Source organism: Antarcticibacterium arcticum (assembly GCF_007993795.1).
In the GTDB taxonomy this organism is placed as follows: domain Bacteria; phylum Bacteroidota; class Bacteroidia; order Flavobacteriales; family Flavobacteriaceae; genus Gillisia; species Gillisia arctica.
This window is the reverse complement of the sequence record NZ_CP042476.1, coordinates 139,439-165,242: the sequence shown is the minus strand read 5'-3', so window position 1 is coordinate 165,242 and position 25,804 is coordinate 139,439. Positions and strand designations below refer to the sequence as shown.

Annotated in this window: 22 protein-coding genes and 1 pseudogene; 11 read left to right on the top strand and 12 right to left on the bottom strand. The window is 38.9% G+C overall.

Annotated elements, in window-relative coordinates; translation table 11 throughout:
- Positions 1-363 precede the first annotated feature (363 nt).
- The 5 genes and pseudogenes from FK178_RS00710 to FK178_RS00690 all read left to right on the top strand — a co-directional run bounded on the left by FK178_RS00710 (position 364) and on the right by FK178_RS00690 (position 5,168).
- The gene (locus tag FK178_RS00710) at positions 364-1,260 is read left to right on the top strand and encodes a MerR family transcriptional regulator (protein ID WP_146830045.1); all 897 of its coding nucleotides are present in this window, start codon (positions 364-366) and stop codon (positions 1,258-1,260) included.
- Positions 1,257-2,722: pseudogene (locus FK178_RS00705) on the top strand (phytoene desaturase family protein). The gene FK178_RS00710 and the pseudogene FK178_RS00705 overlap by 4 nt, the downstream one beginning before the upstream one ends.
- Positions 2,719-3,558, top strand: coding sequence for a phytoene/squalene synthase family protein (locus FK178_RS00700; RefSeq protein WP_146830044.1), 840 nt, complete (start codon positions 2,719-2,721; stop codon positions 3,556-3,558). Before FK178_RS00705 ends, FK178_RS00700 begins: the two are co-directional and overlap by 4 nt.
- Entirely contained in the window at positions 3,558-4,007 is a 450-nt protein-coding gene (locus tag FK178_RS00695) for a sterol desaturase family protein (RefSeq protein ID WP_146830042.1), read from the top strand. The genes FK178_RS00700 and FK178_RS00695 overlap by 1 nt, the downstream gene beginning before the upstream one ends.
- A gap of 24 nt (positions 4,008-4,031) precedes the next feature.
- Positions 4,032-5,168 (top strand): lycopene cyclase family protein, encoded by a 1,137-nt coding sequence (locus FK178_RS00690; RefSeq protein ID WP_146830040.1) that lies wholly within the window; start codon positions 4,032-4,034, stop codon positions 5,166-5,168.
- A gap of 30 nt (positions 5,169-5,198) precedes the next feature.
- On the opposite strand, the gene FK178_RS00685 is transcribed toward FK178_RS00690, so the two are convergent.
- From FK178_RS00685 to FK178_RS00665, 5 genes are all read right to left on the bottom strand, one after another.
- Complete coding sequence (locus FK178_RS00685; protein ID WP_146830038.1) at positions 5,199-5,759, bottom strand: TlpA family protein disulfide reductase; 561 nt, start codon at positions 5,757-5,759, stop codon at positions 5,199-5,201.
- A gap of 218 nt (positions 5,760-5,977) precedes the next feature.
- A complete protein-coding gene (locus tag FK178_RS00680; protein WP_146830036.1) occupies positions 5,978-8,245 on the bottom strand; it encodes an aconitate hydratase in 2,268 nt (755 codons plus the stop codon).
- Positions 8,246-8,623: 378 nt separating this feature from the next.
- Positions 8,624-9,577 carry an AAA family ATPase gene (locus FK178_RS00675; RefSeq protein WP_146830034.1) on the bottom strand — a complete coding sequence of 318 codons (954 nt, stop codon included), beginning with the start codon at positions 9,575-9,577 and terminating at the stop codon, positions 8,624-8,626.
- A 9-nt stretch (positions 9,578-9,586) separates the two neighbouring features.
- Positions 9,587-11,044: a peptidylprolyl isomerase gene (locus tag FK178_RS00670; protein WP_146830033.1), complete on the bottom strand. Its 1,458-nt coding sequence runs from the start codon at positions 11,042-11,044 to the stop codon at positions 9,587-9,589.
- Positions 11,007-11,867, bottom strand: a complete 861-nt coding sequence (locus FK178_RS00665; RefSeq protein ID WP_146830031.1) for a peptidyl-prolyl cis-trans isomerase — start codon at positions 11,865-11,867, stop codon at positions 11,007-11,009. The genes FK178_RS00670 and FK178_RS00665 overlap by 38 nt, the downstream gene beginning before the upstream one ends.
- Positions 11,868-12,054: 187 nt before the next feature.
- Between FK178_RS00665 and FK178_RS00660 the strand changes: the two genes are divergently transcribed.
- Genes FK178_RS00660 through FK178_RS00650 form a run of 3 tightly spaced genes read left to right on the top strand, consistent with a single transcriptional unit; the run spans position 12,055 to position 13,332 of the window.
- Positions 12,055-12,507 (top strand): SRPBCC family protein, encoded by a 453-nt coding sequence (locus FK178_RS00660; protein ID WP_146830029.1) that lies wholly within the window; start codon positions 12,055-12,057, stop codon positions 12,505-12,507.
- 5 nt (positions 12,508-12,512) lie between these two features.
- Positions 12,513-12,767: a hypothetical protein gene (locus FK178_RS00655; RefSeq protein WP_146830028.1), complete on the top strand. Its 255-nt coding sequence runs from the start codon at positions 12,513-12,515 to the stop codon at positions 12,765-12,767.
- A 55-nt stretch (positions 12,768-12,822) separates the two neighbouring features.
- Positions 12,823-13,332, top strand: a complete 510-nt coding sequence (locus tag FK178_RS00650) for an OmpH family outer membrane protein (protein ID WP_146830027.1) — start codon at positions 12,823-12,825, stop codon at positions 13,330-13,332.
- Positions 13,333-13,406: 74 nt separating this feature from the next.
- On the opposite strand, the gene guaB is transcribed toward FK178_RS00650, so the two are convergent.
- The 4 genes from guaB to FK178_RS00630 all read right to left on the bottom strand — a co-directional run bounded on the left by guaB (position 13,407) and on the right by FK178_RS00630 (position 18,683).
- The gene (gene guaB / locus FK178_RS00645; RefSeq protein WP_146830026.1) at positions 13,407-14,879 is read right to left on the bottom strand and encodes an IMP dehydrogenase; all 1,473 of its coding nucleotides are present in this window, start codon (positions 14,877-14,879) and stop codon (positions 13,407-13,409) included.
- A 124-nt stretch (positions 14,880-15,003) separates the two neighbouring features.
- The gene (locus FK178_RS00640; RefSeq protein WP_146830024.1) at positions 15,004-15,990 is read right to left on the bottom strand and encodes an ABC transporter ATP-binding protein; all 987 of its coding nucleotides are present in this window, start codon (positions 15,988-15,990) and stop codon (positions 15,004-15,006) included.
- Between the two features lies 1 nt (position 15,991).
- Complete coding sequence (locus FK178_RS00635; RefSeq protein WP_146830022.1) at positions 15,992-17,656, bottom strand: ABC transporter permease; 1,665 nt, start codon at positions 17,654-17,656, stop codon at positions 15,992-15,994.
- Entirely contained in the window at positions 17,637-18,683 is a 1,047-nt protein-coding gene (locus FK178_RS00630) for a Fe(3+) ABC transporter substrate-binding protein (protein WP_146830020.1), read from the bottom strand. Before FK178_RS00630 ends, FK178_RS00635 begins: the two co-directional genes overlap by 20 nt.
- A 234-nt stretch (positions 18,684-18,917) precedes the next feature.
- Between FK178_RS00630 and FK178_RS00625 the strand changes: the two genes are divergently transcribed.
- On the top strand, positions 18,918-21,149 hold the full coding sequence (locus tag FK178_RS00625; protein WP_146830018.1) for a TonB-dependent receptor family protein: 2,232 nt from the start codon (positions 18,918-18,920) through the stop codon (positions 21,147-21,149).
- Between the two features lie 74 nt (positions 21,150-21,223).
- Here FK178_RS00625 and FK178_RS00620 read toward each other — a convergent pair whose 3' ends face one another.
- From FK178_RS00620 to FK178_RS00610, 3 genes are all read right to left on the bottom strand, one after another.
- Positions 21,224-22,087: a hydroxymethylglutaryl-CoA lyase gene (locus tag FK178_RS00620; RefSeq protein ID WP_146830016.1), complete on the bottom strand. Its 864-nt coding sequence runs from the start codon at positions 22,085-22,087 to the stop codon at positions 21,224-21,226.
- 72 nt (positions 22,088-22,159) lie between these two features.
- Positions 22,160-22,774, bottom strand: a complete 615-nt coding sequence (locus FK178_RS00615; protein ID WP_146830014.1) for a LysE family translocator — start codon at positions 22,772-22,774, stop codon at positions 22,160-22,162.
- A gap of 15 nt (positions 22,775-22,789) precedes the next feature.
- Positions 22,790-23,812 carry a quinone-dependent dihydroorotate dehydrogenase gene (locus tag FK178_RS00610; RefSeq protein WP_146830012.1) on the bottom strand — a complete coding sequence of 341 codons (1,023 nt, stop codon included), beginning with the start codon at positions 23,810-23,812 and terminating at the stop codon, positions 22,790-22,792.
- 106 nt (positions 23,813-23,918) lie between these two features.
- Between FK178_RS00610 and pepT the strand changes: the two genes are divergently transcribed.
- Together pepT and FK178_RS00600 are read left to right on the top strand one after the other, a co-directional pair.
- Positions 23,919-25,178, top strand: a complete 1,260-nt coding sequence (gene pepT, locus FK178_RS00605) for a peptidase T (protein ID WP_146830010.1) — start codon at positions 23,919-23,921, stop codon at positions 25,176-25,178.
- Positions 25,165-25,761, top strand: a complete 597-nt coding sequence (locus FK178_RS00600) for a YdeI/OmpD-associated family protein (RefSeq protein WP_146830008.1) — start codon at positions 25,165-25,167, stop codon at positions 25,759-25,761. Before pepT ends, FK178_RS00600 begins: the two co-directional genes overlap by 14 nt.
- Positions 25,762-25,804 lie beyond the last annotated feature (43 nt).

Here is a 25,804-nt window from a genome sequence, read left to right as displayed (position 1 = left end):
TGTTTTTAAACCCTCGCTTTTCCCTTTTTTAAATTTATATTCTTATCCGCTACACTGGGCCGGAATATTTGAATCTATTTATTCCTTAATTGGATTTCATGCACTGCCGGCTCAAATAATCTGACGATCTGTTCCACGGTCTTCCAGAGTGTGTTTATAAATCTTAAAATAATTCATACCTACTCCCTTCACAACCCCAATTTTTAGCCTTTATTATTTCGTGTCGAAATGCCCAGATATTTCATTTAATAATACAAAACCAAATTGTGTTTAACTTTTTATAATATTAATTAAACATTTAACATTTTCCTTTAACTTTGAATTTGATTTTTATTTAGATTTGTCCATACTTTTTTCTAATATATGGAACATATCAAACAAAATTTCAGCATAAAAGACCTTGAACACTTAAGTGGGGTAAAAGCTCATACCATTCGTATATGGGAAAAAAGGTATAATATCTTAACTCCTGACAGAACAGACACGAACATCAGGACCTATGATGTGTGTAACCTTCAAAAGATTTTAAATATAACTTTTCTTAATGAGCATGGGTATAAGATATCCAGGATAGCAAAACTTTCAGATCCGGAAATAGTAAAAATGGTAAGGGAAGTTGCAGCGAGTTCCAGCCAACAGACCCGGGCTATTAATTCATTTAAAATGGCGATGATCAATTTTGATCAAGACCTGTTCAATAAAACCTATAATTCCTTATTGGAGAACAAGAGTTTTCAAAAAATATTCCATGAGATCTTTATACCTCTTCTTGATGAAATTGGACTCTTGTGGCAAACTGATACTATCAACCCGGTGCATGAACATTTCCTTGTTGGTCTCATTAAACAAAAGCTCTATCTAAATATTGCTCAACTTGAAAATGAAGGAGATTACCGTGATAACAATCTTTACGTTTTATTTCTACCGGAAAATGAGATACACGACCTGGGAATTCTCTTTTTAAATTATGAACTTAATTTAAACAAGCGTAAAACGATTTACCTGGGCCCAAGCATGCCAATTAAGGACATGAAATATTTATTGGAAATACATCCCAATCCAAAATTCATAAGTTACCTCACTATTGCTCCGCGGGAAATTTCAGAGTTTTTAGAGGAATTTGAAAAGGAACTTTGCCAGGAAGGTTTTAAAGAATTAAGTCTTTTTGGAGCAAGGATCCAATCTCTTGATCCCACCAAACAACCTTCCCATATTAAATTATATAAGTCTATTACTGAATTTGCAAATTCCCTGGAATGAAAAAAAATGTAAGCATTATAGGTTCAGGATTTGCTTCGCTTGCTGCGTCCTGTTATCTTGCCCAAGCAGGGTACAAGGTGACTGTCTTTGAAAAAAGTGACCGTGTGGGTGGCAGGGCAAGACAGTTAAAAAAAGAAGGGTTTACCTTTGACAGGGGTCCTTCCTGGTATTGGATGCCAGATGTATTTGAACGTTTTTTTGCCGATTTCGGTAAGACACCTGCCGATTATTATAAGCTGGAGAAATTGAATCCCGCATACCAGGTACTTTTCGGAAAAAATGAAAATATTGTTATTGAAGATACCCTGGAAAAGATCTATACAGCTTTTGAAAAAGAGGAAGCCGGCAGTTCGGAAAAACTGAAAAAATTCATTGATCTGGCACAAAGCAATTATGAAATTGCAATTAAAGACCTGGTATATAGGCCCGGGGTATCCCCCTCGAGTTGGTGACCCCTGCTACGATCAAAAAAATAGGCCAATTCTTCAGCAATATTTCGAGAGATGTGCGTAAGGAATTCAGCAATGAAAAATTGATCCAGATCCTGGAATTCCCTGTGCTCTTCCTTGGCGCGAAACCCAGCGATACACCATCCTTTTACAGCTTTATGAATTATGCCGATTTTGGCCTGGGAACCTGGCATCCGCAGGGAGGAATGTACAAAGTGATAGAGGGAATGCATTTACTTGCATTATCTCTTGGTGTAGAATTCAAAACGGGCGCGCCCATTGAAAAAATAAATGTAAGATCAGGAAAAGTGGTTTCCCTTACAATAAATGGTGTTGACCGGGAAACAGACCTCGTGGTTAGTGGTGCAGATTATCACCATACCGAAACTTTATTAAATAAAGAACATCGTCAATACAGTGAAACGTATTGGGAAGGAAAAACCTTTGCTCCCTCCTCTCTATTATTCTATGTAGGTTTTAATAAAAAACTAAAGAATATTTACCATCACAATCTATTCTTTGATGTAGATTTTGATGCACACGCACGTGAGATTTACGATGATGCGCAATGGCCACAGGAGCCGTTGTTCTATGCAAATTTCACCTCTGTAACAGATCCCGGAACAGCCCCGCCAAATTGCGAAAATGGATTTTTCCTGATCCCTATTGCTCCCGGCCTGGAAGATACCCCAGAGGTTCGGGAAATCTATTTTGAAAAGATCCTGAAACGATTTGAATCACTTACAAATCAAGACATTAAAAAAAATATTATATTTAAAGAGTCCTTTTGTGTAAATGATTTTATAACCGAATATAATAGTTATAAAGGCAATGCTTACGGGATGGCCAACACCCTCTTGCAAACGGCATTTTTGCGGCCTAAATTAAAAAGTGCCAAAGTTGATGGTTTATTTTTTACGGGACAACTCACTGTTCCGGGCCCCGGCGTCCCCCCATCACTAATCTCAGGAAAACTGGTAAGTGGTTTAATCCAAAAAGAATTTAAGGTATGAAATCAATTTTTGACACGGTATCCAGGACGTGCAGCAAGGCGGTAACAAATGCATATAGCACTTCATTTTCCATGGCCACAAAGATGCTTGCACCTTCCATACGCCAGGATATTTATAATATCTATGGTTTTGTGAGACTGGCAGATGAGATAGTGGACTCTTTTCATAATTATGATAAGGAAACCCTTTTAAACGAATTTACTTCAGAGCTGGAGAAAGCTATTAGCGCACGCATAAGTCTCAACCCTATATTGAACGCTTTTCAGGAAACAGTGCATAAATATGACCTACCGCCCTCCCTTTATCAGGCATTTTTGAAAAGCATGAGACTTGACCTTCATAAATCTACCTATCTTACACAACAGGAATACAAAGAATATATTTATGGCAGTGCAGATGTGGTGGGACTAATGTGCCTAAAGGTATTTGTAAATGGGAATGTTCAAAAATATGAAGAACTGCGGGAATCTGCAATGCGCCTGGGATCGGCTTTTCAAAAAGTGAATTTTCTAAGGGACCTAAAGGCAGATTATGAAGATTTAAGCCGAAGTTATTTCCCAGATACCAACCTGGCAGCACTGGATGAAGATAGCAAACAGCTCATTATAACCGAGATCGAAGAAGATTTCCATGCGGGTTACCAGGGGATCTTACAATTACCGGCCGAAGCTAAATTTGGAGTGTATACTGCTTATATTTACTATTCCAAATTACTTAATAAACTTAAAAAGGTACCATCACTTGAAATAAAGAACAGCCGCATAAGTGTTCCTGCATATCAAAAGGCGGGGTTACTTGCAAAATCTTATATATCTTACAGGTTAAATATTTTATAATGGAAACACTACTTTGGATAGTGGTATTTATTGCCACATTTTTGATTATGGAAGGGATGGCGTGGTTTACCCATAAGTATGTGATGCACGGGTTCCTATGGAAATTACATAAGGACCACCACCGTAAGGACCATGACAGCTGGTGGGAAAGAAATGATTTTTTCTTCGTTTTTTACGCAGTAATAAGCATTGGTTTCTTTTTACTCTGGAGGTATGAAGACGTCTGGATTGCCCTTCCTATAGGCCTTGGCATACTTGCATACGGGATTGCGTATTTTACCGTTCATGATATATTCATACACCAACGTTTTAAGATCTTTCGAAATGCGAATAACAGGTATGCAAAAGGAGTTAGACGGGCTCATAAAATGCACCATAAACATCTTGGAAAAGATGAAGGTGAATGTTTCGGAATGCTATGGGTGCCATTTAAGTACTTTAAAAAGTAGCAGCCTTGAACCAATACACTTTAAATGTCTTTAAATTATGATTACATAATCATTGGGGGAGGCCTGGCCGGACTTCAGCTGGCACTGGAATTTGGGACCGACAGATTTTTTGAACAAAAAACCTTTGCAGTAATTGATCCTTCGTTAAAGGATACAAATGATAAAACCTGGTGTTTTTGGGAGCAGGGAAAAGGTAAATGGGACGATATTATATATAAGAGCTGGGAACGGGGACTTTTTATTTCTTCGGAAAAAAACATAGAACTAGACCTTTTGCCCTATACCTATAAAATGCTGCGGTCTCTGGATTTTTACAATTATATAAGATCACGGCTGAAAGATTTGCCCAATGTTACATTTATAACAGATGAGATCGAATCTATAGACGAGGCTTCATGCATAGCTTACGGCAGTAAAGATTCTTACAGTGCCTTACATATATTTGACAGCCGCATAACAGGTGACTACCTCAATGATCCTGAAACTTCCACTGTTTTTCAGCACTTCAAAGGCTGGAAGATCACCACCAATGAAGCTCGATTTGATCCTGAGATCTTTACTATGATGGATTACCGGTTGAAATATCAAGGAAGTACAAGTTTTACATATGTACTGCCCCTATCTCCTACAGAGGCACTTATAGAATATACTTTCTTTACCCCTTTTCTTACTGAAGAAGCTATCTATGATCATCAATTAAAGACTTATATAGAAACCTTTCTAAACATTAATGAATACCAGATAAAAGAAACGGAAAAAGGTGTAATCCCCATGACAACCTATCCTTTTCATAAAGACACTACCCCCAGAATTACCAAGATTGGTACGGCAGGATCCTGGGTAAAAGGATCATCTGGATACTCTTTTAAACATACAGAAAAAAAAGTAACACAAATTATTTCAAATATTAAAAGAGGAGCTGAACCAGGGGAAGATCTTACCAATAAAAAATTTCGCTGGTATGATGCGATTTTTCTGGATGTTTTGGCAAGAAATAATGAAATGGGAGAAGATATCTTTAGTAAATTATACAGTAAAAACTCTCCGCAGGAAATATTTAAATTCCTTGATGAAGAAACCACAGTTACTGAAGATCTAAAAATTATGTTTTCTCTCTATCATCCTCAATTCTTAAGATCGTTTTTCAGAAAAACATTTTGATCTTCCGCTGCACTTGAAAAATATTCTTGACTATTTTACCAATAGCCCATCAATAGTTTCCCTTACACTACTACTGTTCCAGTCGGCAGCTCCTACTTTTTTAATTACAATATTTCCCTGTTTGTCCAATAGATACGTGGTAGGGAGCGTATTTCCATTCATAGGGGCAGGAGGCTGGCTTAATGGCCTGTAAGCAGGCAGGGTAAAACTTTTTCGATTCAAATATCCACGAACTGTTTCATGATCTTCTGAAGAAACAAATATAAAAGTTATTTTATCCTGGTAATCTTTATACAATTCCTGAAAACTGGGCATCTCGGCGATACAGGGAGGGCACCAGGTCGCCCAAAAATTTATAAGCACTACTTCCCCTTCACTTTCAGATAAATTTGCGCGGTCCTTGTTATTTTTTTCGAGAGTCCATTCATAGCTCGCAATAGATTTTCTGTCCTCTTCAGAAGTAATGGAGGGGCTAAAAGAAAATATTTTATTTAAAAATATCTGTATTGGTTTCCGCGTTCCCGGGATGATAAATGCAAGAATAATTACCCCAATAAGTATGTTTGACCATTGATTTTTAAAGAGTTTCATTACAAAGCTTTTATCCTGTAAAGTAAAGAAATTTACACGCCTGCTCCTAATTTGAAATTCTTATTTTAAGTGGAAACCGGCTAATAATATATTCATTTTTTAAAAAATAAGGCCGCTTCATATTTATTTCGAGGGGAATCCACCTTTTATTTCTACATAAAATAAAAAAACCGCGAACTCCGTAAAATTCGCGGTTTTAAAAAATTATAATCCGTTAATTAGGCGGCACTTTGTTTTTTAATAAGGTTCAATGCCGATCCATTTTTGTACCATTCAATTTGCGGTTGGTTATATGTATGGTTTGCCATCACAATATCTTTACTGCCATCTGCATGAATCACCTCAATAGTTAAAGGTCTGTCCGGTGCAAAATTCTCAAGGTCTGTGAAATTAAAAGTATCATCTTCCTGGATTAAGTCATAATCTGCCTCATTTTGGAATGTAATACCCAGCATTCCCTGCTTTTTAAGGTTGGTTTCGTGTATCCTTGCAAAGGATTTCACAAGAACGACCTTTACTCCTAAAAACCGTGGCTCCATGGCTGCATGTTCTCTCGAAGAACCTTCACCATAATTGTGATCTCCAACTACAACTGTTGGAATTCCTGCCGCCTTATAAGCTCTTTGTACCACCGGAACACCATCATATTCCCCTGTGATCTGGTTTTTCACATAATTTGTTTTCATGTTAAAGGCGTTAATGGCACCAATAAGCATATTATTTGAGATATTATCCAGATGACCTCTAAATCTCAACCAGGGACCTGCCATTGAAATATGATCTGTAGTACATTTTCCAAATGCTTTTATAAGCAATTTTGCACCGGTTAGGTTATTCCCATCCCATTCTTCAAAAGGCTCCAGTAATTGCAATCTCTCACTATCCTTAGCGACCTTTACTTCCACATGGTTTCCGTCTTCAGATGGGGCAACATATCCCGGATCATCAACATCAAATCCTTTTGGAGGAAGTTCAATTCCTGTAGGCTCATCCAGCATTACTTCTACCCCGTCTTCATTAAGCAATTTATCACGGGTAGGATCAAAATCCAGTCTACCCGCAATTGCAATAGCGGCAACCATCTCTGGGGACCCTACGAATGCATGCGTGTTGGGATTTCCATCTGCACGTTTGGAGAAATTCCTGTTAAAAGAATGCACTATGGTATTCTTCTCATCACCTTTACGGTCACTTCTGTCCCACTGGCCAATACATGGGCCGCAGGCATTGGTAAATATTGTCGCATTAAGATCTTCGAAGATTTGAAGTAAGCCATCACGCTCTGCTGTAAAACGAATGGTTTCAGAACCCGGATTAATTCCAAAATCAGACCTTGCTTTTACTTTTTTATCTACTGCCTGTTTCGCAATTGAAGCGGCACGCGTAAGATCTTCATAGGAAGAGTTGGTACATGAACCTATCAACCCCCAGTCTACATTTATTGGCCAGTCATTTTCCTTGGCTTTTACAGCCATTTCAGAAATAGGAGTGGCAAGATCTGGAGTGAAAGGCCCGTTAAGGTGTGGCCTTAATTCAGAAAGGTTGATCTCGATTACTTCATCAAAATATTGTTCGGGATTTGCATACACTTCATCATCACCTGTAAGATATTCTCTTATTTCATTGGCAGCACTAGCAACATCTTCACGATTGGTGGCATTAAGATAGCGCTCCATTGAATCATCATACCCAAAGGTGGAAGTGGTTGCTCCAACTTCGGCACCCATATTACAAATAGTTCCTTTCCCGGTAGCCGACATAGAGCGGGCTCCTTCGCCAAAATATTCAATAATGGCACCTGTTCCACCTTTCACGGTTAAGATTCCGGCAACTTTTAAGATCACATCTTTTGGAGCGGTCCAGCCGGATAATTTTCCGGTTAATTTAACTCCAATAAGTTTAGGGAATTTCAATTCCCAAGCCATTCCGGCCATAACATCTACGGCATCTGCGCCTCCAACCCCAATTGCGATCATTCCCAGACCTCCGGCATTTACTGTATGAGAATCTGTTCCTATCATCATTCCACCGGGAAATGCATAATTTTCCAAAACCACCTGGTGAATGATTCCCGCTCCCGGTCTCCAGAAACCAATCCCGTATTTATTGGATACAGATTCTAAAAAATCAAAAACTTCTCTACTGGACTTATTGGCAGCCTGAAGATCCAGAAACGCCCCAGACTTTGCCTGAATTAGGTGGTCACAATGAACCGTAGTAGGTACTGCCACTGTTTTTTTACCAGCCTGCATGAATTGCAGCAGGGCCATTTGGGCGGTTGCATCCTGGCAGGCAATCCTGTCTGGTGCAAAATCTACATAGTCCTTACCCCGACGAAAGGCCTGGGTAGTTTCCCCGTCCCATAAATGCGAATAAAGTATTTTTTCTGAAAGCGTTAAAGGTTTTCCCACAACTTCACGTGCTTTATTTACACGTTGTGTCATTTGGCTGTAAACCTTCCTGATCATATCAATATCGTATGCCATATGTGTGATTTTTTATTTTCTTAAAAGCTTTGCAAAAGTACAAAATTTGAATGATTATTAAAAATTCCAACTTAAACCGAATATTCATTGTATATAATTCAATTTTTTACAAAAAATAGATTCGGTATTTACGAAATCCGGAATTTGGAAAGAGGATTTTACGAAATTGGTAAAACTTTGAGCCTACCCAGTCTTCTGAAATTTATTTCTGCCAAGATGAGAGATAGCTTTCCGTAGAAAAAAAATAAAATACGGGAGCTAAATAAGACAGTAAAAAAAGAGAGAAACCAAAAAGTTTGAGAATAGCTGATTACAACCGTAACCCTGTAACTAATTCAAAATTGGGTCATTCCTGAATATGGAAAATTGCGGAAGATTTTAAAATAAGCTTTTAATGATGTGTTCCTCCGTAATTCCTTCTGCTTCGGCTTTGTAATTTTTAATTACACGGTGTCTCAGAATTCCAAGGGCTACGGCCTGAATATTTTCAATATCTGGAGAGAATTTGCCATTAACTATAGCATGGGCCTTCGCTGCAAGTACAAGGTTCTGGGATGCCCTTGGGCCTGCTCCCCAATCTACATAATCCCGAACAATCTGCGGAGCGGTTTTTCCTTGTGGGCGTGTTTTCCCTACAAGATTTACAGCGTACTCCACCACATTATCAGACACCGGAACCCGCCTGACCAGCTTTTGGATGTCGATTATATCCTGGGCGGAGAACATAGGATCAATACTTGCTTCATAATTGGAGGTTGTATTTTTAACAACATCCACTTCTTCAGCAAAAGATGGATAATTCAAATGGATCGCGAACATGAACCTGTCGAGTTGAGCTTCCGGTAAGGGATAGGTTCCCTCCTGTTCAATAGGATTTTGAGTTGCCAGTACAAAATATGGAAGACTCAGTTTATAATGATTGCCGGCAACGGTTACTGCTCTCTCCTGCATGGCCTCAAGCAAGGCTGCTTGGGTTTTGGGAGGGGTCCGGTTAATTTCATCGGCCAGAATTATATTGGAAAACACAGGGCCTTTTATGAATTTAAAATGCCTGTTCTCATCCAAAATCTCAGATCCCAGAATATCACTGGGCATAAGATCTGGTGTAAACTGGATCCTTTTGAACTCGAGGCCTAAAGCCTGGGCAATAGTATTAACCATTAAGGTCTTTGCAAGGCCTGGTACCCCAATAAGTAGCGCATGCCCTCCGGAAAAAATAGATAAAAGAATTTGATCTACAACCTCATCCTGTCCCACAATAACTTTAGCAATTTCTTGCTTTAGTTTTTTATGGGTTACCACAAAATTCTCTACCGCGGTAACATCAGACATATTGCTGTTTTATTTTTTTAACCAATTGCTGGAAAACTCGCAATTCCGGTATTTCCCGTTAATTTTTATATAGGTGTCAGAAATTTTTTCCTTTTGCCATTTCTCTATAACATCCATTTGTTTAGAACGCAATGCAAGATCCTGGATCTTCATGTAATCCTGCGCAAAATCTGCCGTATGTTCCCTGAACCTTTTGTTTACTGTAATGATCTTGAAAAAGGCCCTACCCGTACGATCCTGGTCAGTAAGAATAAGAGATACTTCCCCTTCTTTTAAATTAACTACCTGGTCATAGATCTCCGGGGGAGTTTTGGTTAATTCCAATCTCGTATCTCCTGTAGTAGGATTTATCAATCTTCCGCTATTGGCAGCAGTTTCTTCTTCATCAGAATACTTTTTGGCAGCTTCAGCAAAAGTGATCTCCTTGGCAATTATCCTGTTGCGCAGACTGTCCAATTGTTTTCTGGCTTTATCCATGGTTGCTTGGGTAACATCAGGAATAAGCAAAATATGTCTGATTTCAAGATTTTGACCAATTACCCTATCAACTTTAATAATGTGAAAACCAAACTGAGATTCAAACGGCTCGCTTATTTCCCCTTCCTGAAGGCTGAAGGCGGTATCCTTAAAATCCTTATCCAACCCGTCCTTACGTGAAATGATCATTCTTCCACCATCCTTACTTGAACCAGGATCCTGAGAATATAATACTGCCTTGGTATTAAAACTTGCTCCATTATCTATCACATCTTCCCTCATTTCATGAAGGCGTGCAATAATCTTTTGTTTCTCGCTTTGCGGTATTTCAGGTTTAATAACTATTTGTGCGATCTCTACCTCATCTCCAAATACAGGAAGTTCATCCTTGGGAATAGATTCAAAATAAGACCGCACTTCATCTGGAGTAACTTCAACCCCTTCAATGATCTTTTGCTGCATTCTTGTAGCTAGTTCCCGCTGCTTGTTGATCTCTAATAGCTCACTTCTAAACTCGGCTTCCGTTTCCCTTTTGTAGAAGGTCAAAACTTTTTCCATAGAACCAATTTGACCTACCATTTGAGAGATTTGTTGGTCTACCTGGTTTGAAAGTTCAGCATTGGAAACAATTATACTATCCTGAATGGCGTGATGGGCGTACAACTTGTTTTCCAGCAAACTACCGAACAGTTCACAATCTGTAATATTAGCAGTAGAAACACCCTGACTTTTCAAATCCTGATACATCATATCAACATCACTGTCAAGAACCACATAGGCACCTACAACTCCGGCAATCCCATCAACTTTGTAACGTTGAACATTTCCTTTCTGGAGTTGAACTTCGGCTATTTCAGTTTTAGGCTGGATTGCAGTACTGTCTGTCACCACAACCTGCTGTGCAAAGTTTTGCTGAGTTAAACCTGCAAAAAATACCAGTAGGCTAAAACCCTTAATTATAAATTTCAAATTGTTTGTTTTCAATTGCATCTCGTGTTATATCTTTTTCTAATTCTTTTATTAAGCCTGCTTTTCTTTTGTTAAGAAGGATTTGTTTAATGGTGGGATTGGCATATTCCAGTGGTGCCTGTTCATTTCGCAATAAAACATCATTTACAAAAACCAAATATACTTCTAATGAATCTTCAAGCTGAAGAAAATTGGATTTTTTTAATAACTGCCCTTTATTTGAGTCATTAAGAGGTCCAATTTTAGAGTAAACAGATTTGGCACTTACCCAAACCGAATCATTGAAGGAATAGGCTTTAAACTGCAGGGCAATTTTATCCAGTTCCTGTTTGTCTTTATCATTAAACCGCCGAAACATTCGTTGAATATCCTGTAAATCTATATTATTCTTATAAAGATTTATAAACCTTAATTTTACGAGATCCTCATTAAGTTTAAAACTTTCCAAATGTTCCTCGTAATACGCCTCCACCTCACTTTGATTAAAAGCTGTATCCAATTGTTTTGATACCAAAGCATCTGCATAGGCCTTGGTGTACAACTCGTTTCTGTAATTACGCACCAGCTCGTCAAATTCCTGTTGCTGCCTTAAACTCAGGTTATACTTTGCTTTATCAATTAATAATTGCTGAGTTGCCCAACGGGTTATAAAATTTGAAACAATAAGCACACTATCTTCCGGTGATATGCTTTCATCTACCAGCGCTTCCACATCTTCTCTGTAAAGGTAACTTTCATTCACACGGGCTATCACTTCCCTTTCCTCTTCCTTTTCAAAATAGTCGCAGCCGGTAAGAAAAAGACTGCCAAGAGCAAGAAAAATTTTAAAGCTGTGTTTTTTCATTAAATAAACCAATTAAAACTGCGGGTATAAAAAACCCCGATAGCCTATAATACAATATAGCGGCAAAAATAAGAATTCCACCACCTAAAACAAGCTATTACTATAAACGATTTCAATTTCAGCAAATTATAATGAATATTACAATTTTCTGAATTACTTTAGAGGAGGATACAATAATAGCACCAAGATGAAATTTTCTCACCAAATTTTGATAGATCTTCCACGGGAGGAAGTCATCAATAAAATGGAGGACCCGGCCAATTATAAACACTGGCAACGCGGTTTTATTTCCTATAAACACCTTAGCGGTTTACAGGGGGAGGAAGGGTCGCGCTCCATACTTAAATACCAAATGGGGAAAAGGGAGATCTCAATGGTTGAAACAATTCTTAAAAGGGTGTATCCTAAAAAATTTCATGCCACCTATGAAGCCCCGGGGGTATTTAATATTCAGAAAAATTATTTTGAAGAAGAACCCGAAAATAAAACCATGTGGATTGCCGACAGCGAATTTCAATTTTCGGGTTTTATGAAATTAATAGGTACTTTTATGCCGGGATCTTTTAAAAAACAATCCCTGCAATTCATGCAGGATTTTAAATCCTTTGCTGAAGAAGGTAAAAGCGTCCTGCACAACTAAAATAAATGGAAAGACAAATAAAGCTGATTTGGGATTTTCGGGGTTTTGGCGCCTTGCAAACTGCAACCCATCACGAGATTCACATTAAAGAATTTATAAAATCAAATAACCTGGAACATTTTCATATAACAGGAGTTGAAAGTATATCAGATATGCATGCTACCGCCTTCTGGGTAGTTCCCGAATCGCAAATAATGACCTATCGCGATATTCTTAAACCTCACAGAGCCACGGTATATACGGAACACGAAAATAAGTGATTTTAATTCTATTTATTTAAACGGCTCTTTTATATTTGTTCAAAATATAATAAACATGAAAAAATACATTTTAATTTTTCTGGTTTTTTTAACCGGAATGAGCACCCAGGCTCAAACAAAAGTAGGCACTATAGATGCAGAATTTATCCTGTCTCAGTTACCTGAGATCACCACTGTTGAAGAAGGCCTGAAAAACTACAATACCGAGCTGCAGGGAGAACTGCAAAAGACCATTAAGAGCTACGAAGACCAGATTGCCGATTATCAGGCTACCAATGCAACCTTATCTGATGAAGATAAAGCTACAAAGGAAAATGAAATCATTGCTCTTGAAAACGATATTAAGAATTTCAGGCAAAAGGCTTCTGTACTATTACAAATGAGACGTAATGAGCTTACCCAACCATTATATGTAAAGATTGATGCAGCTATGAAGGAGGTTATTGCTGAACAAAAATACACCCAGATCATCAATGCGAGTGCAAATGCCCTTGCCTTTGCAGATCCTGCATATGATATTACAGATGCAGTTCTTGGGAAGTTGGGAATTAAAGTAACCAATTAATTCGACTCATTTTTTTTAAATTAAAAGGCGGCCTTTCGGGACCGCCTTTTTTATTTTGCTTAAAGCTGAATAATTTATCTGCTGTAATTCGGAGATTCCTGAGTTATGGTCACATTATGTGGATGACTCTCGTGAATTCCCGCCGATGTTATTTTTACAAATTTACCGGTCTCTTTTAAAGTTTCAATATCCTTTGCACCGCAATATCCCATTCCTGCACGCAGCCCACCAATAAATTGATGAATACTTTCCTCCAGGTCTCCTTTATAAGGAACCCGGCCAACGATACCTTCAGGGACCAGTTTTTTAATGTCATCTTCAACGTCCTGGAAATACCTGTCTTTTGAACCTTTTTTCATAGCTTCAACAGATCCCATGCCGCGGTAAGATTTAAATTTTCTTCCTTCAAATATGATGGTTTCGCCCGGGGATTCTTTTGTACCTGCAAGCAATGATCCCAGCATCACACAATCTGCTCCCGCGGCAATTGCTTTGGGAATATCTCCTGTGTAACGTATTCCCCCATCTGCAATTACAGGAATACCACTTCCCTTGATGGCAGCTGCTACTTCAAGTACTGCCGAGAATTGCGGAAAACCAACTCCTGCAACCACTCTTGTGGTACAAATAGATCCAGGGCCTATTCCCACCTTCACCGCATCGGCACCGGCTTTTACCAGGTATTTAGCTGCTTCGGCAGTAGCTATATTTCCTACTACCACTTCAAGATCGGGGAAATTCCTTTTAATTTCTTTTAAAATATTTACCACTCCTTTAGTATGGCCGTGGGCAGTATCAATGATCACCGCATCTACTCCTGCCTGCACTAAAGCTTCGGCACGTTCAAGAGCATCTCCGGTTACTCCAATTGCCGCCGCGACGCGTAACCTTCCGAAGGAATCTTTATTGGCGATTGGTTTTTGGGTGAGTTTTGTAATATCCCGGAAGGTGATCAAACCCACAAGTTTCTTATCCTTATTTACAACAGGAAGTTTTTCAATTTTGTGTTGTTGCAGGATCTCCTCAGCTTCATCCATCGATGTCCCTTCTGCAACGGTGACAAGATTTTGCGATGTCATCACCTCTGAAATAGGCCTGCTCTCATTTTTTTCGAATCGAAGGTCACGGTTGGTCACGATTCCAAGAAGCTTTCCTTCTTCATCAATTACAGGAATCCCTCCAATGCTGTGTTCCTGCATATTTTGTTTGGCATCCTTCACCTTCGCGGTTAAGGGTAGCGTAACAGGATCTATGATCATTCCGCTCTCTGCCCGCTTAACTTTCCTAACCTTTACCGCCTGCTGCTCAATGGTCATATTTTTATGTAACACCCCAATACCACCTTCGCGCGCCATGGCTATAGCCATTTTACTTTCGGTCACAGTATCCATAGCCGCAGAAACTATAGGAACATTGATAGGAATATTTTTAGTGAATTTTGAGCGAATACTTACTTCGCGGGGCAGAATTTCAGAATAAGCAGGGACAAGCAGAACATCATCATACGTTAATCCTTCGCCTATAATTTTGGAATCGTGTGCAGTCATAGCAATTAAAGATTTAATTGCGTGCAAATATACGTTTTTTATCCCAAACCTAAACCAGTTGGAAAATTGATATTTAGGGAATTAAAAGAGTAAAAATTAGGAAATTCTGCGGAGGTAAAATTGATCAGGAAGAAAATTCAAGAACGTCTTTGGAATTGAATCCTATGGTGATCTTTTCTTCAATATTTCTTTCCTTGGTAAGTACTGTAAGTTGCTCCCCGTTATCAAGTTTCAGCAATAACTGAATATTATCTCCCAAAAATGTCTTTTTAAGCACACTTGCGTGGGTTACGTACTCACAATCTGAATTAATAGTGAGGCTCTCATTTCTTATGGCATGGCAACAATTGGCATTCAAAGGACATTCAAATGCCGTTTGCAATGCTTTATTCAGCTGAATGGTGGTGCCAAATAAAGAGGCAACATACACAGAATTTGGTTTAATATATAAATTGGCGGCCTCATCTTTTTGAACAACTTCGCCTTTCTGAAGAATCAGGATCTCATCGGCAACAGAAAGGGCATCCTGAGTATCATGCGTAACAAAAATAGCGGTAACCCCGGTTTTCTTGATGATCTCAAAAACCTGGCTGCGCAACTGCATACGCAACATAGCATCAAGATTGCTGAAAGGTTCGTCCAGGATAAGCAATGAAGGATTGGGAGCCAACGCCCTTGCCAGTGCTACCCGCTGTTGCTGCCCGCCAGAGAGTTGATGTGGATAACGGTTCTCCATAGAGGTTAAGCCTACCAATTCAAGTACTTCCCGGGCACGTTCCTGTTTATTTTTTTGTTTGGATATTCCATAAAGCACATTCTCCAAAAGGGTCAAGTGAGGGAATAAGGCATATTCCTGGAAAACAAGGCCAATTTTTCTTTTTTCGGGTGGGACCAGTTTTTTTAATGAAGAAACTACCTCACCGTTTAGTTCTATGGTACCATGATCAGGCCTTTCAAGGCCTGCAATGAGTCTTACAAGGGTGGTTTTTCCACTTCCACTCTCCCCCACTACGGCACATATATCCCCTTGCTCCAATTTGAAGGAAACTTTGTTAAGCGCATAACTTTTGCCCTTATCAAAACTTTTGGAAAGCGAGTTAATGGTTAACATATTATTTCTTTATAAGCAATCTGTTCAAAAATATCACGGGCAAAGCTGCTGTGAAGATAATAAATAATGAAGGAATTGCTGCTTCCATCACCATTTCGTCGCTGGCATATTCGTAAGCTTTCACCGCAAGTGTGTTTATATGAAAGGGTTTTAAAATGAGCGTAAGGGGTAATTCTTTTAAAATATCTATAAAAACCAGGATCAAGGCGCTAAATATTCCGGTTTTAATAAGGGGAAATTCAATTTTTAAAAAGGTCCTTAGATTCCCAACTCCCAGCATTTTGGAAGAATCTGGAATTGTCTTACTTACCTTGAGGGATGTTGATTCTATCGGGTTAAATGCAACGGCAAGAAATCTTACACAATAGGCATAAACCAGCGCAACAAGGGTTCCGTTTATAAGAAGTCCGATCTTAATAGAAAAAAGTTGGTCCAGGGTATTGATAAGCCATTTATCAAATGCCAGCGTGGGGATCATGATCCCAATAGCAATTACGGCCCCGGGAATAGCATAACCTAATATTCCTATTCGCGCAATATTCTTTATAAAACCAAGAAAACTCCATTTAGAAAAATAAATAAGCAGGGTTGCAACTATTACTGTAACAACCGCGGTTAAAAAGGCTATCCCGAAACTTTGCACAGAAAGCAGTAAAAAATCTAAATTGAAAACTTTATGTGCAGTTAAAAATGCCCAATAAACCAGTTGAGCAAGGGGTATAAAAAATCCTAATACGACCGGGATCAATACTGCCAAAAGGATAAAAAATTGCATCCAACCACTGCTCTCCTTCCGGTGAATATAGGTGTTGTTGGATTTAGAAGAGGAAACCTTAATATTTTGTCGTTGCCATTTTTCAAAAAGGATCAGCGCAAAAACTATTACTATCAATAAAGCCGATAGATATACAGCCGTCTCAGGTTCTTCAAGGGAAAACCATGCCCGAAAGATCCCGGTAGTAAAAGTACTCACCCCGTAATATTGGGCCGCGCCGTAATCATTAAGCACTTCCATAAGTACCAGAATAAGCCCTGCAACAATTGCCGGCCTGGCAAGGGGAAGCATTAATTTAAAAAATGATCTCATCTCTCCTACCCCCAGCATCTTGGAGGCTTCCAGGAGATTATTAGCCTGATTTAAAAAAAAAGCCCGCGAACTCACATATACATAAGGAAAAAGGGAAACACTTAACACAAAGGCTAACCCAGTTTTATTCATAATATCTATTCGAATAAAATCCCAGCCAAGCCCTCTAAAAACAAGATCCATGCTCCCGCCATAATCAAAAACTCCGGCGTAGGCATACGCAACAATATACGAGGGAATTGCCAGCGGAAGAATTAAGAGCCATTCCATTTGTTTTCTCAATGGAAACTCAAACCTTGCTACCAGCCAGGCGGTAGAAACACCCATTATCAAAACCAGAATACTGCAAACCGCAACCAGAAAAAGAGAATTTCCTATATAATCTACCAGCAGATGATCTACAATGTGGCGCCAGGTCTCGCCCGGCCCGGCAAAAAGCTTAACCCCAATAGAAATAACCGGCAAGGCAATAAAAAGAATAATGGCCAATGTGAAAATTGACCATCTGTTACTATCCCTTTTTAACCGCTCTAACCGGTATCTTATTGAAAAAAAATTATTACTTCCAGCCTGCTTCATCAAATATTAAAACTGCTTTTTTGTTATTTTCACCCAATTTCGACAACAATAGTGGATCTTCTTTAAAATTCCCCCAATCCAACAGTAAACCTGCAGGCTCTATAGTAGAGATCACAGGATACTCATAATTTGAATTGGCGAAAATTTCCTGGGCTTCTTCTGAAACAAGGAATTCAATAAATTTTATGGCATTATCTTTATTGGGAGCATATTTGGCAACCCCTGCACCACTCACATTCATATGAGTGCCACGATCATTTTGATTTGGAAAGAAAAGGCCAATTTTCCCGGCGGTTTCAACCTCTTCAGGATCTGAAGAGTTCAACATTTGACCTATATAATAGGAATTTACAATTGCAAGATCTCCTTCGCCTGCAACAACCGCTTTTACCTGATCCCTATCGCTTCCTTTTGGGGCACGCGCCATATTTCTCACCATTCCTTCCGCCCACTTCTTTGCCTCTGCTTCGCCATTGTTTACAATAATAGATGCAAGAAGCGATTGATTATAAATATTACTAGAGGAGCGAATAAGTAATTTATTCTTCCATTTATCTGTAGCAAGGTCTTCATAGGTAGAAAGTTGCCCGGGTTTTACCCTGTCTTTTGCATATGCAATGATCCTGGCTCTTTTGGTTAAACCAAACCATTGATTTTCGGGATCCCTTAAATTAGAAGGAACCAAATCATTTAAAATTTTGGACTCAATTGGTTGTAAAAGCCCCTGGTCCTTAGCTCTGGTCAATCTTCCAGCATCTACGGTAATAAGAACATCGGCGGGAGATTGCTTACCTTCCATGCTCATTTTTTGAATGAGCTCATCTGCATTGGAATTGATCACATTTACCTTAATTCCTGTTTGATCTTCAAACATTTTGAATAATTGCTGATCTGCTTCATAATGACGATGGGTATATACATTTACCACCTTACTTTCTTCACTCTCCTGGGGGTTTTCGTTTTTAGCAGATTCCTTGCAGGAAACTAAAGCTGTAAGCAGAGTTATGGTAACCAGAAATTTTTTCATAATTATGATTTAGAAGGCCAAATATAGGTTATTTAGAATAGTTTTAAATTATTTGAACCGAATAAATTTGGTTAAAATTTATAAATTAGGTAATATATAATTACGCCTAAACCCGCTATTAGTCTGAGTTTCAACTTCATTCAAAATTTTATTTAAATTTAATCTAAATAAACTTGCGGGATTAGATTTACAAATATAATTTTGCGCCCGTATCTATAACCAATCTAAATAATAATGAAATTACGATTATTTGGTGCGCTTGCCGTTTGTACTTCCTGTGGCTTATTTGCGCAACAAACCCCCACACAAACCAAACAGGATTCTATTGAATCTTTAAACGAGGTAGTAATATCTGCCAAGGTTTTATTAGGTAGTAAATTTGAAGCCCAGAACAGGACCGGGTCCGCTTACTACATTTCCCCCGCCGAATTAAAACAGCATAATTACACTGATATAAACAGGGTATTTAATTCTGTACCCGGTGTGAACGTATACGAAGAGGATGGGTTTGGCCTTCGACCCAATATTAGTTTGAGGGGAACCTCTCCTGAAAGAAGCTCCAAGATCACAATAATGGAAGATGGAGTTCTTATAGCTCCTGCCCCATATAGTGCACCCGCAGCTTATTATTTCCCCAATGTGGCCAGAATGGAAGCGGTGGAGATCTTAAAAGGAAGCAGCCAGGTACAATACGGCCCATTTACATCTGGGGGAGCCATTAATTTTGTGTCAACTCCAATACCTACTGCTTTTTCCGGGTCTGTGCTGGCAACTTACGGCAGTTTTAATACTTCCAACCTCCACGTGAAGGCCGGGAATTCCCATAAGAATTTTGGATATATGTTAGAATATCAAAATTACAGGTCAAATGGATTTAAAGACCTGGACAATGGTGGAGATACAGGATTTGATAAGGATGATCTGGTAGCCAAGTTTAAAGTAAACACTAACCCAGAAGCAAAAATTGGGCAGGAACTGGAATTTAAATTTCAGTATTCAGATGAAACATCAGATGAAACATATCTTGGATTGACGGAAGCAGATTTTTCACAAAATCCCTTCCGAAGATATGCAGCCTCCCAAAAAGACCAGATGAATGCTGAACACCTTCAATTTATGGCCACCCATATTCTTGCCTTCAGCGATTATTTTAAAATTACCACCACCGGTTATTACAATGAATTTAGCCGAAATTGGTTTAAATTAAATGACCTTAACGCCAACGGAGCAAGGGTTAATTTAACCAATCTTTTAGAGGATCCTGCTTCTTTTCCTGAGGCTTATAGTATTATAACAGGGGTTTCAAATTCTGATGCCAATGCGTTAAGGATGAAAAACAACAACAGGGAATATACTTCGAAAGGGGTACAAACCAAATTTGATTATCACTGGTATACTGGCACGGTTTTTCACGATTTAGAAGTAGGAATGCGCTATCATTACGATGAGGAAGACCGGTTTCAATGGGTTGACACCTATGATATTACCAACGGGATTATGACTTTAAATACTGCAGGGACTCCGGGAACAGATGCTAACAGGATAAGTGATGCCAACGCATTTGCTTCTTACGTTCTCTATAAGATCAAATTCAATAACTGGACTTTTACTCCGGGGCTTCGATACGAAAATATCACCCTGGGACAACAGAACTATGGAACATCGGACCTAAACAGAACCGGTTCTAATTTAACCGAAAAAGAGAATAAGGTGGATGTTTTTATCCCCGGAATTGGATTTAACTACAGGTTTGACAACAATTTTAATGTTTTTGGAGGGGTTCATAAAGGCTTCTCACCTCCCGGCAACAGTGCAGGAGAAAAGCCTGAGGAAAGCATCAACTATGAACTAGGTTCCCGCTTTAATTTCCTTGGATTTGCCGGAGAGGTAGTAGGTTTTTATAACGATTACAGCAACCTGCTTGGAAGTGATCTTGCCGCTACAGGAGGAACCGGATCCCTGGATCAATTCAATGCTGGCGAAGTGGAAGTTAAAGGACTTGAATTATTGCTTAATTATGATATCCTTTCTGGCCGAAGCACCAATTTTAGAATTCCGGTGAATTTTTCCTATACCTATACTCATACGGAATTTAAAAATAGTTTCGAAAGCGGATCTGAAATTTGGGGTGTGGTTGAAGAAGGCGATGAAATGCCATACATTCCAAATCATCAATTCTTTGCCGGGATTGGATTGGAACACGCAAAATTTGCTGTTAACTTAAACGGGCGTTACCGTGGGGAATTCAGGACCATTGCCGGAACTGGTGAAATCCCGGCAAACTATAAGGTAGATTCCAATTTTATAGTAGACCTTTCAGCTAAATATCATTTAAATTCCAATTTCAGTTTTACAGGAAATATCATTAATGCCCTAAATAACGAATACGCCGCTTCACGCGTTCCATCGGGATTAAGGCCCGGGCATCCTTTTGGTGCCTATATTGGAATAAATGCGCGATTCTAGACAACTCTTTTCAATAATAAAAAACCTCCTGCAATAAAACAGGAGGTTTTTTAATTTATAGTATTCTTATGTTTCTAATGATATTCAGTAAAAATTTTAGTCGCCTCGTTGTAGGAGGATTCAAAACTGGTCATTTTAATATGGGTCTCACACTTTTTGGATGTAAAATATGAAACCATTCTTTCTGTAGGCATATTTCCTGTAAGTTCATCTTTAGCCATAGGGCAGCCACCAAATCCCTGTATTGCCCCATCAAAACGTTTACACCCTGATCTATATGCGGCATCTATTTTTTCATGCCACGAGGTGGGTGTTGTATGTAAATGGGCTCCAAATTCTATAGAAGGATATTGAGGAATAAGATTGGAAAACAAATATTCAATAACCTGGGGGGTCGAGCTACCAATGGTATCTGACAGTGAGAGGATCTTTACTCCCATTCCCGATAATTTCTCTGTCCATTCCCCAACTATTTCCACATTCCAGGGATCTCCGTAAGGATTTCCAAAGCCCATGCTCAAATAGGCAACTACCTCCTTATCACTTGTATTGGCAATGTCAAGAATTTCCTTCAGGGTTTCAACAGATTCTGCAATGGTTTTATGGGTATTCCTCATCTGAAAGTTTTCAGAAATGGAAAACGGATACCCTAAATATTGTATCTGGGAGTATTGAGCAGCATCCAGCGCTCCCCGGGTGTTCGCAATGATAGCCAGCAACTTACTTTTGGTAGTTGAAAGATCAAGTCCCGCTAAAACCTGTGGTGTATCGGCCATTTGAGGGATTGCCTTTGGAGAAACAAAACTTCCAAAATCTATTGTGTCAAACCCGCAGCGCAATAAGGACTGGATGTATTGAATTTTCTTTTCTGTAGGAATAAAAGCTTTAATGCCCTGCATGGCATCCCTGGGACATTCAATTAATTTGATTTCATCCATGTACCAAAGATAATATTTTACACCTCATATAAAAATTGCTTTAATCCTTTACCCCCTGCCCCCTGTGGTTTTTTAAATAAGTATAAAAATCCCTATTCCAATAAATACTATAATCTGGGTCCATTTCAAAATCACTCCAAAACCTGGGTGATATTTTAACCAGGAGGAAATTTTCCCTGCCAATAAAGCTACCGTCCCAAATATCAGGAACGCTTGTAACATGAACAGGAATCCAAGAAAATAAAACTGGTATACGGTATCTGCATTAGGATCCCATAAAAACCCCGGAAAAAAAGCGAGGAAAAAGATAGTTACCTTTGGGTTTAGTACATTCATTATGAACCCCTGGCGAAAGAGGGCCCAATTTGCTCGCCTGAGAGTTTTTCCGGTTTCCACAGAAATCTCGCCACCGCTTTTCCAAACTTTGTAGGCCAGAAAGAATAAATAAAAAGCTCCGAAGACCTTTATTGCCAGAAAAACATCTTCAGATCTTTTTATAATTGCTGAAACTCCAAATGCCACGAGACTGGTATGGATCAAAATTCCTGAAACTAATCCAAGTGTGGTTATAATTCCCGCCTTTTTCCCATTGGCCATGCTTTGAACAAGCACATAAATAATGTCGGGCCCGGGGGAAATAGTAAGTAAAACTGAAGCGGTTAAAAAGGTGATAAGAAGTTCCGTCAAAATTATAAGGATTGGTTATAGATTTTGTTCCAGAATCTTTTTATTTATTGCTTTGATCAATCCCGGGCCTTCATAAATAAAGCCGGTATATAACTGTACAAGGCTTGCGCCCGCTTTTAATTTTTCAATAGCATCCTCCGGACTATGAATCCCTCCTACTCCAATTACAGGAAATGCTTTGTTACTTTTTTCTGAAAGAAATCGAATAACCTCTGTGGAGCGGTCCTTCAACGGGTGACCGCTCATTCCGCCCATTTCCTCCTTATTGGAAGAAATCAGGCCTTCTCTTGAAATTGTGGTATTAGTTGCAATTACGCCAGCTATTTTGGTGTCTATTACAATATCAATAATTTCAAGCAATTGGCTATCAGTAAGGTCCGGCGCAATTTTTAATAAGATAGGTTTTTGTTTTTCTTTGGTATCATTTTGTTTTTGCAGCGTAGTAAGTAATTTCGTTAAGGGTTCCTTGTCCTGCAGCTCGCGGAGGTTAGGAGTATTGGGCGAGCTCACGTTTATCACAAAATAATCTACATAATCAAACAAGGCATTGAAACAGATCAAATAATCGTCTACAGCATTTTCATTGGGGGTAATTTTATTTTTTCCAATATTGCCCCCAATAAGTACATTTTTATTTTTCCGGAGTCTTTTAACAGCAGCCAGCACCCCTTCATTATTAAAGCCCATCCGGTTTATAATAGCCTTATCCTCTTTAAGCCGGAACAATCTTTTCTTTTCATTGCCGGCCTGCGGTTTTGGGGTAACCGTTCCAATTTCAATAAATCCAAATCCCAGGGCATCCAATTCCTCATATAGCTGTGCGTTCTTATCAAAACCTGCTGCAAGGCCCACCGGGTTTTTAAATTTAATTCCGAAAACAACCCGTTCCAGTCGGGGATCAGAAATTTGAAAAGAAGTTTTTAATATAGCAGGTATTCCAGGAATTTTAAATAGGAACCTTAGGGTTTTAAAAGTAAAATGGTGAACATTTTCGGGATCAAACTTAAAGAGTAAAGGTCTAAGGAACGATTTATACATGGCTGTTGGTTTGTGCAAAAATAGTTTTTTAAATTTTCAGCCGGTAAATTATAAAAGACTTTGTCACTGAGCCGTGAATGTTTAATTTTGGATAAACACTTATTTTATGATCTCTAAAAAAAACCTGATTGACAGATTTACCGGTTATGTAAGAATTGATACCCAAAGCGATTCCGGCAGTAATGAAACTCCCAGCACAAAAAAACAATGGGATCTCGCAAGGAAACTGGCAACAGAATTGAAGGAAATAGGGCTTGAAGATGTTGAGATTGATGATAACGCATATATTATGGCAAGCCTGCCCTCGAATATTGCCCATGAAGTCCCCGTAATTGGCTTCATTTCCCATTTTGACACCTCTCCAGATTTTACAGGCACAAATGTCAATCCGCAAATCATTGAAGCATATGATGGCAAGGACATCGTGCTTAATGCCGAACAGGACATAATACTCTCTCCAGATTATTTTGAGGATCTGTTACAATATAAAGGGCAAACCATTATTACAACAGATGGAACTACCCTGCTGGGGGCAGATGATAAGGCGGGTATTGCTGAAATAGTTTCGGCAATGGAATACTTGGTCAACAACCCACATATTCCCCACGGAAAAATAAGGGTGGGATTTACGCCAGATGAGGAAATTGGGAGAGGAGCCCATAAATTTGATGTGGAAAAGTTTGGAGCAGATTGGGCTTATACAATGGATGGCAGCCAGGTTGGCGAGTTAGAATTTGAGAATTTTAATGCGGCCGGTGCAGTTGTAACCGTTAAAGGAAAGATAGTCCACCCGGGTTATGCTAAAGATAAGATGGTGAATAGCATGTACATTGCACAGGATTTCATCAATTCCTTACCACGCCTTGAAACTCCGGAACATACAGAAGACCGGCAGGGATTCTTTCATCTTACAGATATTAACGGGGATGTAGAGGAAACCGTTTTAAAATATATTATAAGGGATCACGATAAAGATCATTTTGAGGCCAGAAAAGAAGTTATGAAGAATATGGCTGTAGATATTAACACGCAGTTTGGCAGAGAGGTTATTAAAGTTGAGATCAAAGACCAATATTTCAATATGGCTGAAAAAATCGAACCTGTAATGCACATAATAGATATTGCTGAGGAGGCCATGAAAGCCGTCAATGTTACACCAATCATTAAACCAATAAGGGGTGGAACTGATGGTGCACAATTAAGTTATAAAGGACTGCCCTGTCCTAATATCTTTGCAGGGGGGCATAATTTTCACGGACGCTATGAATATGTTCCGGTGGAAAGCATGCAAAAGGCCATAGCAGTGATTGTGAAGATCGCGGAGTTAACTGCGGAAAAATATAGTGCGGGATATGAAAAAAATTAATACTACCGAAGAGTATATCGCTGCACACCCAAAATGGCGAAATGAGTTGGAATCACTTCGCCAGTTAATTAAGTCATTTCCATTACATGAAGGAATAAAATGGAGTATGCCGGTTTATGATATTGACAATAAAAACATTTTAGGAATCGCAGCTTTTAAAAGTCATTATGGCATCTGGTTCTTTAATGGCGGACTTCATGAAAACAATACCCGCTTATTAATAAATGCGCAGGAGGGGAAAACGCATGCTATGCGGCAAATTAAGTTTGATGAAAATACCCACCCGGATATGGAAGAAATTTCCAAGTATATCGCAGAAAGCATTGAAATTAATAAGAGAGGAATAAAAATGCAACCTCCTCCTAAAAAGGAAATTACAATCCCGGCTGAATTAAAGCAACATTTAATTTCCGGAGGTAACCTGGAAGCTGCCTTCAATAAATTAACCCCTGGTAAAAGAAGGGAATATTGTGTTTATATAGATGAAGCAAAACGGGAAGAAACAAGGAAAAACAGGGTTCAAAAAATAATTCCTCTGATCCTTTCAGGAATGGGTTTAAATGACCGTTACAAACCTGAATAATATTTGAAATAGATCCTCTCAAAACTAATAAAAGAGCGCGATG